This window comes from Temperatibacter marinus (genome assembly GCF_031598375.1).
Lineage (GTDB): Bacteria > Pseudomonadota > Alphaproteobacteria > Sphingomonadales > Kordiimonadaceae > Temperatibacter > Temperatibacter marinus.
Map to the genome: position 1 here is coordinate 1,030,446 of NZ_CP123872.1, position 16,403 is coordinate 1,046,848.

At 42.4% G+C, this 16,403-nt stretch carries 16 protein-coding genes; 8 read left to right on the forward strand and 8 right to left on the reverse strand.

Annotation, left to right across the window (positions count from 1 at the left end):
* Positions 1–234 carry a hypothetical protein gene (locus QGN29_RS04625; protein WP_310799511.1) on the forward strand — a complete coding sequence of 78 codons (234 nt, stop codon included), beginning with the start codon at positions 1–3 and terminating at the stop codon, positions 232–234.
* A 28-nt stretch (positions 235–262) separates the two neighbouring features.
* Here QGN29_RS04625 and glgX read toward each other — a convergent pair whose 3' ends face one another.
* The 7 genes from glgX to QGN29_RS04660 all read right to left on the reverse strand — a co-directional run bounded on the left by glgX (position 263) and on the right by QGN29_RS04660 (position 8,326).
* Complete coding sequence (gene glgX / locus QGN29_RS04630; protein ID WP_310799512.1) at positions 263–2,362, reverse strand: glycogen debranching protein GlgX; 2,100 nt, start codon at positions 2,360–2,362, stop codon at positions 263–265.
* Between the two features lie 7 nt (positions 2,363–2,369).
* Positions 2,370–4,583, reverse strand: coding sequence for a 1,4-alpha-glucan branching protein GlgB (glgB, locus tag QGN29_RS04635; protein ID WP_310799513.1), 2,214 nt, complete (start codon positions 4,581–4,583; stop codon positions 2,370–2,372).
* 148 nt (positions 4,584–4,731) lie between these two features.
* A complete protein-coding gene (gene dnaQ / locus QGN29_RS04640) occupies positions 4,732–5,406 on the reverse strand; it encodes a DNA polymerase III subunit epsilon (RefSeq protein ID WP_510805598.1) in 675 nt (224 codons plus the stop codon).
* A gap of 1 nt (position 5,407) precedes the next feature.
* Positions 5,408–6,037: a dephospho-CoA kinase gene (gene coaE, locus QGN29_RS04645; RefSeq protein ID WP_310799515.1), complete on the reverse strand. Its 630-nt coding sequence runs from the start codon at positions 6,035–6,037 to the stop codon at positions 5,408–5,410.
* An 8-nt stretch (positions 6,038–6,045) separates the two neighbouring features.
* Positions 6,046–6,900, reverse strand: a complete 855-nt coding sequence (locus tag QGN29_RS04650; protein WP_310799516.1) for a shikimate dehydrogenase — start codon at positions 6,898–6,900, stop codon at positions 6,046–6,048.
* Positions 6,901–6,907: 7 nt separating this feature from the next.
* Entirely contained in the window at positions 6,908–7,495 is a 588-nt protein-coding gene (locus QGN29_RS04655) for a Maf family protein (protein WP_310799517.1), read from the reverse strand.
* A gap of 3 nt (positions 7,496–7,498) precedes the next feature.
* Positions 7,499–8,326: a pyruvate, water dikinase regulatory protein gene (locus QGN29_RS04660; protein WP_310799518.1), complete on the reverse strand. Its 828-nt coding sequence runs from the start codon at positions 8,324–8,326 to the stop codon at positions 7,499–7,501.
* 453 nt (positions 8,327–8,779) lie between these two features.
* On the opposite strand from QGN29_RS04660, the gene hemE reads away from it, so the two are divergent.
* The 5 genes from hemE to QGN29_RS04685 all read left to right on the forward strand — a co-directional run bounded on the left by hemE (position 8,780) and on the right by QGN29_RS04685 (position 13,886).
* Positions 8,780–9,814 (forward strand): uroporphyrinogen decarboxylase, encoded by a 1,035-nt coding sequence (gene hemE, locus QGN29_RS04665; protein ID WP_310799519.1) that lies wholly within the window; start codon positions 8,780–8,782, stop codon positions 9,812–9,814.
* Between the two features lie 6 nt (positions 9,815–9,820).
* Entirely contained in the window at positions 9,821–10,261 is a 441-nt protein-coding gene (locus QGN29_RS04670; RefSeq protein ID WP_310799520.1) for a CopD family protein, read from the forward strand.
* A gap of 111 nt (positions 10,262–10,372) precedes the next feature.
* Positions 10,373–11,629 (forward strand): transcription termination factor Rho, encoded by a 1,257-nt coding sequence (gene rho / locus QGN29_RS04675; protein WP_310799521.1) that lies wholly within the window; start codon positions 10,373–10,375, stop codon positions 11,627–11,629.
* A gap of 173 nt (positions 11,630–11,802) precedes the next feature.
* Positions 11,803–12,462, forward strand: a complete 660-nt coding sequence (locus QGN29_RS04680) for an HAD family hydrolase (protein ID WP_310799522.1) — start codon at positions 11,803–11,805, stop codon at positions 12,460–12,462.
* An 80-nt stretch (positions 12,463–12,542) separates the two neighbouring features.
* Positions 12,543–13,886, forward strand: a complete 1,344-nt coding sequence (locus QGN29_RS04685) for an amidohydrolase (protein WP_310799523.1) — start codon at positions 12,543–12,545, stop codon at positions 13,884–13,886.
* Between the two features lie 247 nt (positions 13,887–14,133).
* Here QGN29_RS04685 and QGN29_RS04690 read toward each other — a convergent pair whose 3' ends face one another.
* Positions 14,134–14,610: a methylated-DNA--[protein]-cysteine S-methyltransferase gene (locus QGN29_RS04690; RefSeq protein ID WP_310799524.1), complete on the reverse strand. Its 477-nt coding sequence runs from the start codon at positions 14,608–14,610 to the stop codon at positions 14,134–14,136.
* Between the two features lie 75 nt (positions 14,611–14,685).
* Here QGN29_RS04690 and QGN29_RS04695 point away from each other — a divergent pair, with 75 nt between their 5' ends.
* Both QGN29_RS04695 and mnmE read left to right on the forward strand, forming a co-directional pair.
* Positions 14,686–14,931 carry a DUF6489 family protein gene (locus tag QGN29_RS04695; RefSeq protein WP_310799525.1) on the forward strand — a complete coding sequence of 82 codons (246 nt, stop codon included), beginning with the start codon at positions 14,686–14,688 and terminating at the stop codon, positions 14,929–14,931.
* Complete coding sequence (gene mnmE, locus QGN29_RS04700; RefSeq protein WP_310799526.1) at positions 14,932–16,293, forward strand: tRNA uridine-5-carboxymethylaminomethyl(34) synthesis GTPase MnmE; 1,362 nt, start codon at positions 14,932–14,934, stop codon at positions 16,291–16,293.
* Positions 16,294–16,403 lie beyond the last annotated feature (110 nt).

The following is a 16,403-nucleotide window of genomic DNA, read 5'->3' on the forward strand; positions in this document are numbered from 1 at the left end:
ATGGCGGAGAATCAAGAAAACCAAGAAGAATCAGCTCCAGATATCTCAAAAAGCGCTTTACCAATCGGCTTATCCCTAGGGGCCGGGATTGGTGTTTGTTACGGAGCAGTCTTCGGCATGGTTTTTGATAATATCGGCCTTGGCATGTCTATTGGTATCAGTATGGGTGTTGGCACAGGGTTGGCTTTTTATTATGCTTTCAAAAATAAAAAAAACCGCCCCCCAAAAGATTAAATATGGGTGAGATCAAATCATTCTAATTTTAGCGCCAAGGATTTCCATTAACAAGTACCATCATGGCTCCTGCTTTGACATGAACTTTGGTTTGATCTTTTAAAACAACAGGCTCTAAATTAGAAGACCCACTGTCTAGTTCAATCGTCCAGGCTTGTTTTTTCATCATAGGTGGTAAGACAAAATCCTGATCAATCGCACCTGCATTAATGGCAAACATTACTGCATTTTTCTCCGTACACTCTTCTTTAAAAAGCATCACCAAATGACGATGAGCTACAAATTGCCATTGATCGTCTCGGATAGCGTTTCCATCATGATTTAACCATTCAATCCAATGGTCTAGTCCTTTGTTTTGCTCTGAAAAATGATCTGTATATTGATACAGATTCAATGCTTTTCTTAGCGCAAGCGTTTTGGAAACAAAGGCATGTAAATCTGCCCCTTGAGGTGTCTCTAGTAATTCCCAATTTAACCAATTAATGCTGTTATCCTGACAATAGGCGTTATTAGAGCCTAACTGTGAGCGACCAAACTCATCTCCCCCAAGAATTAACGGGGTTCCCACAGATAAAAGTGCCGACGCTAGGAGTGACTTTGATCGACGGTGACGCAATTCACGAATAAATGGATCTTGTGAAGGCCCTTCTTGCCCAAAATTGTCTGATAAATTGTGACTATCTCCATCGCGATTATTTTCACCGTTCTGCCAATTATGTTTTTCTTGATATTGGGTCAAATCAGCCAGGGTAAACCCATCGTGACAGGCCACAAGATTAACACTGGACTGAGGCTGTCTGTTCTGCCCTTCAAATAAATCTGATGAGCCTGAGAGGCGCTGAGCAAAGTCTCCTATGGTGGTTCCGCTGTTTTTCCAAAACCCCCTGTAAGTCATTCTGGCTTTATCATTCCATTCTGCCCACTCTTTTGGAAACCGCCCCAGCGCATAATCAACGGGTGCAGCACACCATGGCTCTGCTATCATCTTTGTATTTTTTAAAGTCTTAGATTTTTTAAGAGCTTTAAAGAATTTATCTTTCCGGGAAAAGGGGCCTTTTCCATTTCCAAGAACAGGAGCAAGGTCAAATCGAAACCCATCAATACCGTATGAATTTACCCAATGCTCTAAACTGTCAATAAACATCTGACGCACCACTTTATTGCCCGTGTTTAATGTGTTCCCGCAACCTGTAATATCATCATAACAATGCGGTGAGTCTTTATTGACGCGGTAATATAAATGATTATCAATCCCTCGAAAAGATAAGGTCGGCCCTGTTGCAGCACTTTCCGCTGAATGATTATAAACTACATCAAGAACCACCTCTAATCCCTTTTCATGCGCAGCATGGGTAAATTGACGGATAGATTGAGACCCTTCGGCACCTAGATAAGCTGGATGCGGCGCAAAATAATTTAATGTGTTATAGCCCCAATAATTCTTGAGACCCATCTGATGAAGAAAGTGATCATTTAAATAACAATGAACCGGTAATAATTCGATTGCAGTAATCCCTAATGCTTTCAAATAATCTAGCATTTGAGGAGCTTTAAGGCCGTCAAATGTACCTTGCTCCTTACGGGTTAAGTCTGCCCTTAATTTTGTAAACCCTTTAAGGTGAGTTTCGTAAAAAACTGTCTCTTCCATCTTATTGTAAGGGTGATTTTGACAATTTAAGGCTTGCTTTGGGTCAACAACAATCCCTTTGGTCATGAAGGCTGCATTATCACGACTATCAAGAATGCCATCCAGAACATCCGTCCCTTTTTGATATGAAAAATGCGCGCCCCGCCAACTGAATCCTTGATCAATCTCTAATGCATAAGGGTCAAGCATGAGTTTGTGAGGGTTGTGAAACAAACCTTTTTCAGGGGCGTATTCTCCATGAACTCTATAGCCATACTTCTGACCCGCTTTTATCCCAGGAACAAAAGTTGACCAATATCCATCGCCTGACTTTTCAAGTGGTTTTTGCTTTTCTTGACCAGAGAGATCAAACAGACATAACGTCACAGCCTCTGCAGAAGTTGATATTAAGCCAAAAAAACACCCATCATCAATTAAATGCGCCCCTAAATCCATAGTTGAATGAGTCTTGTGGCTTCTTAAAAATTCTACGATATTCATCAGAGGTTTATCCAAAACGATAAAGCGTGGTTGAAAGCGGCGGTACAGTAAGGCAAAGGCTTTCGCTTTCGCCGTCCCATGCCACAGTCTCTGACATCACGTGGTCTTTTGCTTCAATGGCAGACCCTCCATACTGAACAGCATCTGTATTCAGCAGGAGACTCCACTGGCCTGCTTTTGGGACACCAATACGGTAATCTGTGCGCTCGAGAGGTGTGAAGTTACATATAACCAGCACTGGGCTGTGAAAGCTTTTATCAAATCTAACAAAAGCAATAATAGAGTCCTCTGGTCTTTCCCATTGTAGCCACCGGAACCCTTCTTCTGCACAATCTAACTCGTGGAGAGCGGGAGAAGATTTATAAACCTTATTTAATGCCGAAATTAGGGATTTTGTTTGTTGATGAGGTGCGTGATCAAGAAGCCACCACTCTAATTCCTTATCATGATTCCATTCGCTGCTTTGACCAAATTCACACCCCATAAAGAGCAACTTCTTACCTGGATGGGCCCACATAAAAGCATAATAAGCGCGCAGGTTAGCAAATTTTTGCCAGTCATCCCCAGGCATTCTATCCAGGATGGATCCTTTTCCATGAACAACTTCATCGTGTGACAGGGGAAGAATAAAATTTTCCGTAAAAGCATAATTAAGACTAAATGTTATTTTTTCATGATGATGCTGGCGATGAAGGGGGTCTTCTTTCATATAGGTAAGGCTATCGTTCATCCAGCCCATATTCCATTTATACCCGAAGCCCACTCCCCCTAAATCCACTGGCGTTGTTAATCCAGGCCATGCTGTACTTTCTTCAGCAATTGTAATGACCCCATCGAAATTGCCATAGGCATGTATATTCATTTTTTGCAAAAGACTGATGGCTTCTAAATTTTCATGACCGCCGTTTATGTTCGGGATCCACTCACCTTCTTCACGGCTGTAATTCAAATAAAGCATTGAAGAAACCGCATCCACACGTAGGCCGTCTATATGGAACTCATCAAGCCAAAATAATGCACTTGAGATCAGATAATTCACCACTTCATTTCGGCATAAATTAAAAATTCCCGTATTCCAGTCTGGATGATATCCTTGACGGGGGTCCTCATGTTCATAAAGACATGTGCCATCAAACTTAGCCAGACCATGTGCATCAAGAGGAAAGTGAGCCGGCACCCAGTCAAAAAGAACCCCAATCCCTGCTTTATGACAAGCATTTACAAAATATTTGAAATCTTCAGGAGTTCCAAACCTTGCTGTTGGTGCAAAAAGTCCTACAGGTTGATACCCCCAAGAACCATCAAAAGGGTATTCACTAATGGGCATGGTTTGAATATGTGTGAAGCCCATTTCCTTCACATAGGGAATAAGACGATCAGCAAGAGAACGATAATTTAGAAACTCTTCTCCATCACGGTTCCAAGATCCCATTTGTATTTCATAGATGGACATGGCTGCATCTAAATTTTGAAGGGCACCGCGCTTCTTAATCCAAGCCGTGTCTTCCCATGTAAATTCTTCAGCAACATAGGTGATACTTGCGTTAGAAGGGCGCAATTCTCCCCGGCGCCCATAAGGATCAGCCTTTAGGGGTAAAAGGCCTCCATCTGCCGCTTGAATTTCATACTTATATATCTCTCCCGAGGACATCCCTGGAATGAAAGCTTCAAAAACACCCGCTTCATGGCGTTTCCTCATAAGATGTTTACGTCCATCCCAAAGATTAAACTCTCCTACGATTGCAACACGCTTGGCGCTGGGGGCCCATAATGAAAACCGCATGCCAGATATGCCGTTTATGGTCTCTTGGTGACATCCGAAATACCGATAGGCATCAATTAAATCACCCTGCGTAAATTGGGTAAGTATTTCAGAGTTTAACAAGAGAGGAACACTATAGATATCTTCAACAAAATATGCCTTTTTATTCCCTTTGTACCAAACTTTATACAAAAATGAGGGTTGTCTTTTTCTATAGCTTAAATCTGCAAGAAAAAACCCATCTTCATGAATGCACTGCATTTCAACGATGCGTCTTTTACTGCCGCGCTGAACCAACTCGACTTTCTCTGCCGCAGGAATAAAAGCACGCACAATAAACCCACCCCCCGAAAGAGAGTGAATCCCCATAAATCCATAGGGGTTTTCGTGGTGTCCTTTTACGATTGCATCAACTTGTAAAGAATCTGCTGCGCAGTCTAACGCTAGGGATAGGGTCATTTAAGTGGCCTCGCCTCATGTTTTAATAAACAATCTTTGAGGCGAACTATAGGTCTTGAAAAGAAGATAATGCAAGAAATATTTATTTTTGCATAAATTTACATAGTTTTTGCACAAACAATGGTGCTTTTTGTCAATCGATGTAAATTTATCGACCCCACAGAGGGTCTTTAAGGGCCATAATATAATCCTTATGGGCTTCCAATTCTGCGTCGGTTAAAGGAAAACTGCGCGGTTCTCTTTTCTTTTTTTCTGTTTGAACAAAAGCTTTTTTCTTCTCCACCGTTAATTCTAGGCCTGTTTGCCGCCCCCCTTCAAGCTCAACATAAACATCCGCTAAGATTTCACTATCAAGAAGTGCGCCGTGCAGCGTTCTGTGTCCATTTTCAATCCCAAATCGCCGACATAGAGCATCGAGAGAGTTTTGCGCCCCAGGATATTTACCGCGAGCAATCGCAAGCGTATCTTTAAATTGAGCAGCCGGGATAGGCTTGCGACCCGCATTTTCTAATTCCCAATTGATGAATTTCTTATCGAATTCAGCATTATGAGCCACCAGAATGTCGTCTCCAACAAAATCTAAAAATTCATCCATAACGTCTTCAAAATAAGGCTTGTCTGCCAGCATTTCCGCTGTCAGTCCGTGCACCTTTACGGCGCTTTCGGGGACGTCACGACGGGGATTACAATATCTATGAAATTGATTTTCCTCCCCAGTTTGGACAATTTTATTTATTAACACAACACATCCAATTTCAATGACTCGGTCTCCTGAAAATGGATCAAAGCCGGTTGTCTCTGTATCAAAAACAATTTCTCTGATGCTATTCATTCTTTAATCCTTGTCTAATGGTCGCTAAAATATGTTCAACTTGTTGCTGAGCGGCCTCTTTTCCGTGACTGGTATCTATCACAAAATCTGCTCGGTGCACTTTTTCTTGGTTTGGTAATTGTTTGGATAGTATGTTTTGAAATTTTTCTTCTGTCATGCCTATGCGGGAGAGCACTCTTTCGCGCTGAACATCTAGAGGTGCATCCACAACAATGACGAGATCAACAGCCTGATCACCCCCTGTTTCAAAAAGTAAGGGGACATCAACTAAAACAATATCTTTTCCCTTGCGAAGCGCATGAGCAAAAAAATTTCTACGCCGCTCGTGCAAAAGAGGGTAAATAATATTTTGTAGACGCTCTAACTTCTTCTGCTCTTTAAATACTAATTCCCCTAAGGCCAATCGGTCAAGAACACCTTTCTGAACAACACCGTGAAATTCTGCTTCAATGTGGGGTAAGGCCTCCCCCCCGGGAGCTTGCATACGGTGCACCATTGCATCACTATCAAAGACAGGGACACCGGCGGACTGAAACATGTTTGCCGTTGTGGTTTTTCCCATGCCAATAGAGCCCGTTAAGCCAATAATTGTCAGCTCTTTTGTAAAATCAGTGCGTTGCATAAATCCCTCTATAATGCTGCAAGCAGTTTTTCTTTTAACTGACTGTCATAGTCAGGGTCAACGCCGAACCAAATCTTAAAAGCCCCCGCCGCTTGATAAACAAGCATACCGAGGCCGTCTACGGTACGCAGCCCTCGGTCTTTTGCGCTTTTCAACAAGGGCGTTTCTAAAGGTTTATAAACAATGTCGTAAACCACAGTCTCGGGATCTGCATGGGAGAGATCTAATTCAAGAGGGGGTTGCCCAACCATGCCGAGCGAACTGGTGTTGACAACAACACCTGCGCCAGTGACAGCATCATGACGGTCATCCCAATCAACAACCGTAACGCGCCCTTGCCCCAGCTCATTAGCCAAAACTTCCGCTTTAGCCTTTGTTCGGTTTGAAAGCATAATAAACGGCACTTCTGTACTTAAAAATGCTGAAATTGTTGCTCTAGCTGCCCCGCCTGCTCCCAAAATTAGAACAGGCCGCTCTTTTGGCCAATCTGGTACTGTTACGTCCAATTGTTTTTTCAAGCCTGTAATATCTGTGTTAAATCCTGTCGTCACACCGTCTTTGATCATCACTGTATTCACCGCCCCTAACCTTTTCGCCATCGGGGCTACTTTATCGAGGAAAGGAATAACCTTTTCTTTATGAGGAACGGTAATATTAAAACCATCCAAGCCATCAGGAATGAATTCATTTCCTCTAATAAATCCTTGAAGGGCCGTTTCTAAATGGTCTGGCTCCACTGCAATTTTCCTGTATTCACCAGCAATTTCATAGCGTTCAAACCAATGCTTATGGATCAAAGGAGAAAGGCTTTGGCCAATAGGCCAGCCGATAACTGCAGCTCTTTTTATGGATGAATATGTCATAAATACCTCATTTTAAGAGTGTGCCCCTGTCTTGAAGAAACTTTAGAAGAGGCAAAAGCGGCAGCCCTAAAATTGTAAAATAGTCTCCTGTCACCTTATGAAAGAGTTGTGCTCCTAATCCTTCAAGATGATAACAGCCAACGGAAGTATAAAGCCTGTCACCAAGTGTGTCGCAGTATGTATTGATAAAGTCTTTGCTTAAGCGGCGAACCTCTAGCTGTGCCTTGTCATAGCCCCGCCAAATCACACGCCCTCCTTCGGCAACAACGGCCCCAGAAATCAATTGATGCTTCTGACCTGATAGTTTTGACAGAGTTTTTTCAGCCTCAGCGCGGGTTGTGGCTTTTGATATATAATCCCCTTTAAGGTCTAAAAGTTGATCTGCACCGATGACTAATGCGTCTGGCATTATTCTAGAAATAGAGAGTGCCTTGACCTCAGCAAGCGCAATCGCAAGATCAAGAGCTGTCACCCCTTCCTCAATCAACGCTTGTTTAATCCCGTCTTCGTCAGCAAGGGGGTGTTTTGCTGTGATATCAAGACCAGCATTCTTCAAAAGCATAAGTCGTGTTTCACTGCCAGAGGCTAAAATCATGCCTTATCCTTTATTTTCTTCATTCCAGAGGTGGAATTTATTAATAATCGCAGCAGCTGTTTCCTCAACAGAGCGCCGTGTGACATCTAGCACCTGCCAATTTCTCTCTCTACAATATTTGCGGCATTCTTTCACTTCATCTTGAATGCTGTCTATTGCAGCATAATCTGTAACCCCTTTTTCATTCAAGCTGTTGAGGCGGTTGGTTCTTATCTGACTGAGGCGGTCCGGACTTGTGGTCAATCCCATGACAAAAGTATTATGCAAATGATCTAAATCTTCTGGCATCGGACAGCCTGGAACAAAAGGAACATTTGCCGTTTTAAACCCCTTGTTCGCAAGATATATACTTGTCGGGGTTTTGCTTGTTCTCGATACTCCCACAAGAATAATATCCGCCATATGTAAATCTTCTGTCAACTGTCCATCATCATGAGCCATCGTATAATCTAATGCTTCGATGCGAGAGAAGTAATTTTCATCCATAGCATGTTGGCGGCCTGCAAGACCCGTCGGCTTCACCCCGAAATAGGATCCCAAAAGATTAATGAGAGGGTCCATGATAGCAAGGACTGGAAAGCCAAGATCGCGACAGCCATCTTCTAGTGTTCTACGAATATCTTCATTTACAATTGTATAGAGAACAAGCCCTCGATTTTCTGATATATCTTGGATAATTCTTTCCATTTGTTTTGGGGACCGCATCAAAGGCCAGTTATGTTTGACCACGTCAACACCATCAAATTGCACAAGAGCTGCTTGCAACAGTCCATCAAGGGTTTCTCCTGTAGAGTCTGATACTAAATGCAAGTGAAGTTGTTGTGTTTCCATAATAATTTTTCTTTCATTCCTCTTTTAGGTCTACCCCTCTTGATAACCCTGTGGATAACTTACTTATAGGTCTGTGGTCTACTTTCTTATTCCTTTTTATCCCCACACTCCAACTTTTTTCATCAGAGTTATACTTTTTATCCCTTGATAAAGATAATGGGGATAGTTTTTTCAAGGAACCACGAGATATACCCATTTTGGGCTTACTTTATACAAAGTATAGATCTATCAATCTATCCTTTCTTGAGAGTCGCATCTTTAGATGACCTCCTAAGAAAATATGTAAAGTATATTTTTAAACAAAAGTTTAGCTGTGCAAAACCATGTGGATAACTTTTTATCCCCATGATTCACAGGGTACAAATACAACTACTATTTCTCTATAAATATATATATTTATTTGTTAGTAAGAAGCTCGTGTATAAAATTGAGTTCAAATAATAGGCAAAGAAGATGACAAAAAGACTTTTAAACGTTCTTCAAGGAAAGAAAGAAGATCAAATCCCTTTTTGGTTTATGCGTCAAGCTGGGCGTTATTTACCAGAATATAGAGAAGTAAGAGCCACCTGTCCTTCTTTTATGGAATTTTGTTATACCCCTGCTAAGGCTGCGGAAGTGACCCTGCAACCTATCCGGCGTTATGGTATGGACGGGGCTATTCTCTTTGCCGATATTCTTGTCGTACCGGATGGACTTGGACAGAAAGTTTGGTTCGAAACAGGAAAAGGGCCTCAATTAGAGCCTGTGCATGATGCTCAAACATTAGCAGCCTTATCACTTGATGGCTTTCACCAAAGAGTGGGTAATGTTTATGAAACTTTAGCACGTTTGAAGCAAGATCTTCCCAAAGAGACCACATTAATTGGTTTTGCTGGTGCGCCTTGGACTGTTGCAACTTATATGCTTGAGGGGGCGGGCAGTAAAGATCATGCAACTGCAAAGAAATTTGGTTATATGAACCCTGATCTTATGACAGGGTTACTTGACCTTCTCGTAGAAAGTACGGCTGAATATTTGATTAAGCAAATTGATGCCGGTGCAGATGCAGTGCAAATCTTTGATAGTTGGGCAGGATCTCTGTCTGAAGTAACATTTCGCGATTGGGTGATTGCACCCACAGTTAAAATAATTGAAAAAGTCAGAGCCGCTCATCCTGAAACCCCTATTATTGGATTTCCTCGTCTTGCAGGGCCTATGAGTCAGGACTATTTGTCTGCAACGAAAGTGGATTGTATTGGTCTAGATACAAGTATGTCTCTTCAGTGGGCTAAGGATAACTTACAATCCAGCGGTGTCTGCGTTCAGGGTAACCTAGATCCTCAACTTGTTGTTGCTGGGGGGGCAAGGATGCTCGAAGAGGCAGAGCGGGTCCTAGAGAGCTTTAAATACGGTCGTCACATCTTTAATCTTGGTCATGGGTTTACACCAGATTGTCCTCCTGAGCATGTGGCTGCTCTTTCAGAATTTATTCAAAATTACAGAAGGTAACACCAGATGGATCTGCTGACAGATTATTACAGCGTTATAAAAGCGCTTCATATTATCTTTGTAATCTATTGGATGGCAGGATTGCTAATGATACCACGGTTTTACGTTTATCATCACCAATCTGCGCTAAATAGTGATGAAGATGCTCTGTGGATGGATAGAGAAAGCAGATTGTTTAAAATCATACTTAATCCAGCAATGATTATTAGTTTGGTCTTTGGATTGCTTTTGGTTGGGATCACGCATGTGGAGGGGCAGGGTTGGTTTCAACTTAAATTTTTATTGGTCATAGGATTGATGATTTTCCATATGATGATGGCAGCTCAACGGAAAAAATTTGCAGCTCAAAACCGACCAAGATCTGAAAAATATTTCCGGATGATGAATGAAGTACCATCGATTTTAATTTTGGGAATAGTTCTTTTAGCCGTTGTAAAACCCTTTTAAAAAAGGGCGTTCGAAAAAGCTTTGCATTTAGAATTTCTATGATAGAATAGGGGTCTATTCACCCTTATGTCGTTCGACATGTTTTTCACAAGAAAATAAATGGAACTCTCCATGCATCTTAAAGATTTAAAAGAAAAGTCACCAGCAGACCTATTAGCCCTGGCTGAAGAAGTCGGCGTTGAAAATGCCTCTACTATGCGCAAACAGGATATGATGTTTGCCATCCTTAAACAAATGGCTGATGATGATAAAGAAATCAGCGGCGGTGGGGTGATTGAAACGCTCTCTGACGGGTTTGGTTTCTTACGCTCTCCGGAGGCGAATTACTTGCCAGGTCCTGATGATATTTACGTATCTCCCTCGCAAATTAGACGCTTTGGTTTAAGGACAGGAGATACGGTTGAAGGTCAAATTAGAGCGCCCAAGGATGGAGAACGATATTTTGCCCTTCTAAAGGTTAGTAAAATTAACTTTGAAGAGCCTGAAAAATCGCGTCATAAAATTAATTTTGATAATTTAACTCCGCTTTATCCTGATCAGCGATTTAAGTTGGATCCAGATGATCCAACAGTGAAAGATAAATCTCCGCGCGTGATTGACCTTGTCGCACCGATTGGTAAAGGACAGCGAGCACTGATTGTTGCGCCTCCGCGGACAGGGAAAACAGTATTACTGCAGAATATAGCGCAAAATATTACTCGGAATCACCCAGAATGTTACCTTATCGTCTTGTTGATTGATGAAAGACCAGAAGAAGTGACAGATATGCAGCGTAGTGTGAATGGTGAGGTGGTTTCTTCAACTTTTGATGAGCCAGCAAGCCGTCACGTTCAAGTTTCTGAAATGGTCATTGAAAAAGCGAAACGTCTTGTTGAACACGGCAAGGATGTGGTTATTCTTCTCGATAGTATCACACGTTTAGCACGGGCCTATAATACTTGTGTGCCTTCTTCAGGTAAGGTCTTAACAGGCGGTGTAGATGCCAATGCTCTTCAACGTCCGAAGCGATTCTTCGGTGCGGCACGAAATATTGAAGATGGCGGATCTCTTTCTATTATTGCGACGGCGCTAATTGAAACCGGTTCTCGTATGGATGAAGTGATTTTTGAAGAATTTAAAGGCACAGGCAACAGTGAAGTTGTTCTTGACCGTAAAGTTGCGGATAAACGGGTCTTTCCTGCGATTGATATTCTTAAGTCCGGAACTCGAAAAGAAGAATTGCTTGTGGATCAAGCGACGCTTGCAAAAATGTGGGTGCTTCGCCGTATTCTGACACCGATGGGTACTGTGGATGCCATGGAATTCTTGCTTGGTAAATTGAAGGATACCCAGAATAACGAAGAGTTTTTCAATCAAATGAACAATTAAGAAAACCCGTGTTTCTTTTTTGTAGAAAAGGTCTGATCTAGTCAGGCCTTTTTTTGTTAAGTCTCAGTATCCCACCGTGCCCCTAAGAGGGTAGGGAGATGTGATTAAAAGTAAAACTATCTTTTTCTACTAGATCTAGCTAAAAGAGCAGAAAAATTAGACAAGGAACTGACATGCATTTGATCCTCTTTGATGTTGATGGTACTCTCGTAAATTCACAGTCTTTTAGTGATACTTTATTCAAACGTGCTATCGAAGAATGTCTAGAGATAGACAGTCCTGATGATTGGGAGGGTATCTCTCATTTGACGGGAACAGGCATTTTGGCTGAAGTTTATATGAAAGCTAAAGAAGAAGCATTGTCTGAGAAGAAACACGATTTAGTAAGAGATCATTATTTAGATTTAGTGATGGAAAAACTAATGGATGAGCCAACACTTTGTCCTGCAATTTCTGGAGGACCAGACCTTGTTAATCGCTGTCTTTCAAATGAAAATTACGTTGTCGCTTTTACGTCTGGAGATTGGGGTCCAAGTGCTTGCTTCAAATTATCATCTGCAGGATATGATATTTCTAAAGCCGTGATCGCCAGTAGCGATGATCATTATGATCGCATGGAAATTTTGCTTTTGGCTCGGGAGAGAGCCGAAGAAATGTTTGAGGATGGGGAAGGTTTTGAAACCATCACTTATGTGGGGGATAGCAAATGGGATATGCTGGCAGCTGAGGGGCTTGGATGGCGTTTTATAGGTCTTGGTGATTTGGTTTCAGATGCAGAGATGCATGTGACATCTTTTGAACAATCACAGGCTTTGGTCATGGGCTTGAATTAGGGGAACGCTGTTTGAAAATTTGACAACGAAAGTTTATCTGCTAACTTCTCACTATAGTAGAATTTTTATAGGAGAGTAGTATGAGGAATTTGTTGTTGTCTACTGTAGTAACTGCGGGCTTACTTTTAAACCCCGTTCAGGCTGCAGACAGTGTTAAAGATGCTGTATCAAAAGATTATAATGAGTATTTGAAAGAACTTTTTGTTCATTTTCATAAAAACCCAGAATTATCTCTCATAGAAAATAAGACGGCAGCCCGCATGGCCAAAGAGCTTGGGGCTGCTGGCTTTGAAGTTCATGAATCTGTCGGTGTTCCTGTTGATGGCTTTAAGCCTACTGGAATCGTTGCTATTATGAAAAATGGCGATGGGCCACTTGTGATGATGCGGGCCGATATGGACGGCTTACCTGTCCAAGAAAAAAGCGGCCTTGATTACGCATCTAAGGCGACACAGAACTCGCCTATAACGGGTAAAGAGGTGCCTGTAATGCATGCATGTGGACACGATGTTCATATAACCAGCATGGTGGGCACAGCGCGGCATATGGCTGCGAATAAAGACAAATGGTCTGGAACATTAATGTTGATCGTTCAACCTGCTGAAGAGCGTGTGTTGGGTGCTAAGGCTATGATGGATGCCAATATTTGGAGTCGTTTTGGTCAGCCTGATTATGGCCTTGCCTTTCATGTTACCTCTACAGGTGAGCTTGGTAAAGTGAATGTATTAGCAGGCGCTCCTTATGCTGGTGTTGATTCTGTAGATATTATTATCCACGGGGTCGGCGCTCATGGTGCCAGTCCGCATAGTGGAAAGGATCCGATTGTTCTTGGATCGCAAATTGTTTTGGGCCTTCAAACATTAGTATCGCGTGAATTAAGTCCGCGCCAGCCTGGTGTCGTGACAGTAGGATCCTTTCATTCTGGTTTGAAGCATAATATTATTTCTGATCGTGCAGTGCTTCAATTGACTGTGCGTAATACCAATGAAGAGACACGGAAACTTCTTCTCGCTGGCATTAAACGGATCGCTGAAAATATGGGCCGTGTTGCAGGATTGCCTGAAGATAAACTTCCAGAAGTGAAAGTATCTAAAGAGTGGTCGCCACCAATGGTGAACGATGACGATCTTGCTAACCACTTGAAGGCGCTTTGGCAAGATAAGATGGGTGAAGAGCGTGTTGTCTCAATTCCGCCTACAGGGATGGGTGCGGAAGATTTTCCTTTCTTTGTTATTCAACCAAAACTCAAATCTGTTTATTGGGCTGTTGGCGGGACACCGAAGTCTGAAATGGATGCCGCTGCAAATGGTGGTGATCCTATTCCCTCGCACCATAGTCCGATCTTCAAAGTTCATCCTGATAGTGTGAAGGTTGGCGTTGAATCGACCGTACATGCCCTTATGGACCTAATGTCGAAAAAATAGATTATTTATACTAAAAAAAATCGACCCTCTCTATTATTTTAGAGAGGGTATTTTTTTGCCTTTAAAATCAATAGGTTATAAGTTAAATCTATGACTTAAAATAAAGACCAAGAAGACTCGAACTCCCTACATCCCTGTATGATTACCTTCAAAAGGGCAGTTAGACTCTCTAAGGGCTTTAAAATGCGAAATTGAAGACTTTTAGTTTTTCCTCAATTTTGGAAGAGCTTTCTTTATGGATTTCCTTTTAGAAGAGTTCAGGTTCTAAAATTTCTTCTAAAATGAGTAGGGCTTTCTTAGTCCAAATGCCTCCATCGCCAGAATATCCACCGAGCCATTTTTCGCTGCCTTTCTCACCTGTCGCCACAACACGATGGCAGGGTAGAATGATGGGGATTGGATTTCTGCCACAGGCAGTTCCTACAGCCTGAGCGCTGGAAGAAAGGTTTTTTGCTAATGCGCCATAACTCATAGTTTCCCCATACTGAATAGATGCCATACGAGTCCAAACACGTTTTTGATGATCTGTTCCATAAGGATCCAGAGGTAAGTCAAACGATGTTAACTGGCCATCAAAATAGGCATCTAATTGGTTTTTTGCTTCTAGTAAAAGAGGACTCTTTTCTTGATCCTCAACCCAACCCCAATCAAGAGCCACTATTTTCTCTTGATGTTCATAGAGTGTGATATCAGCTATAGGTGTATGAAGAGAGAGTTGCGGCACAGTGAGACTTTCAGAATTATCTAGACCTAAAAATTTAATCCGTTATAGCAAAGATATAAGTCAGGAGACAGGATAATGGAAATTAAAATTACTATAGACTGCACCCCAGAAGAAGCGCGACGCATGATGGGTCTCCCGGATGTAACCCCTCTTAATGAGGCGCTTATTGATAAAATGAAAGAGCGCATGGAAGACGGGTTTGATGTATCAAATTTAGATTCTTTAATGAAATCATGGACGGAGGGAGCAACCGGAGCTAGCCAAAACATGGCCGACTTTCAGAAAATGTTTCTTGGCATGCTGGGAGGTCAAAAAGACTAAATGACGGCTCAAAAAACCATTTATGCTTTGTCGTCTGGGGCAGGGACCGCAGGCGTTGCTGTTATTCGCCTCAGCGGTCCAGATAGTTTTGAAGCCCTAACAACGTTGACTGGACGACATGATTTTGAACCAAGGGTTGCAACATTATGTAAGTTGAAAGACCCGGACGATAGGTCTCATCTTGATCACGCTCTCGCATTACCTTTCAAGGAGCCGTATAGCTTTACAGGGGAAGATGTTGTCGAGCTTCATATTCATGGCGGCAGGGCAGTGACGGAAGGGGTGCTCTCAACCCTTCATAAAAACAAATCTTTGCGCATGGCAGAGCCCGGGGAATTTACAAGACGGGCCTTTGAAAACGGGAAAATGGACCTGACGGAAGCAGAAGGGTTGAACGATTTAATTCATGCTCAAACGGCAGCTCAAAGACAGTTGGCGCTGCGGCAAATGGACGGAGCTCTTCGTCATTTATATGAAGGTTGGCGCCGTGACTTAGTTTCTCTTCTTGCACATTTAGAAGCCGACATTGATTTTCCAGATGAAGACCTTCCGGAGGGTGTTGCCGAGGCAGCCCGCCCGAAAATAAGGACTCTCTGCTCAGACCTTAAGGGCCATTTGGATGATAATAACAAAGGACAAGCTCTTAGAAATGGATTTACCATTGTTATTTTAGGAGCCCCAAACGCAGGCAAGTCATCTCTTATGAATGCGTTGGCTCAATCAGATGTTGCTATTGTTTCAGATGAAGCGGGCACAACAAGAGATGCAATAGAGGTCAACTTAGATCTTGGGGGGTATCCCGTACGATTCATTGATACAGCAGGGATTAGAGAGAATGCAGGAAAAGTTGAGAGTGAAGGCATTAAAAGAGCTCTTAACAAAGCAGAACAAGCCCACTTGAAGCTGATTACAATTAGAGCAGATGAATGGCCAGATGTTTCACGTGAAACACTGGAGCTTATTGACGACCGAAGCTTCGTTGTTTTTTCTCAGAGCGATAAAGCTGATTTGGATCCGGCGATGTTTCACGTGAAACATCCATCCTTGAGACCTGTTGAAGTGACAACAACCTCTAGTGTGACACAGCAAGGAATTTCAGACCTACTGGAGAAGGTGGAGCGCTATTCTGTAGCGCAAATGGAGATTAATGAAGCGCCTATATTAACCAGAATGCGCCACCGAACTGCTTTAGAAGAATGTATAAGCCACTTAGAGCGATTTGATCAATCAGCCACCTTAGACGCTGTTCTTGCAGCTGAAGACGTGCGCATGGCAGCGCGCTGTCTTGGATCCATCACAGGTTTAATTGATGTTGAAGAATTGCTTGATGTAATTTTTTCAGACTTTTGTATTGGAAAATAATCTAGTGACCCAGGATGGGACGCTGCTTCCAAGCCTGTTATTATTGACTTTTGGCGTCCTCGTCTATATCAGATCACACAGATGAAATGATCTTACCTCAAGGACATGTG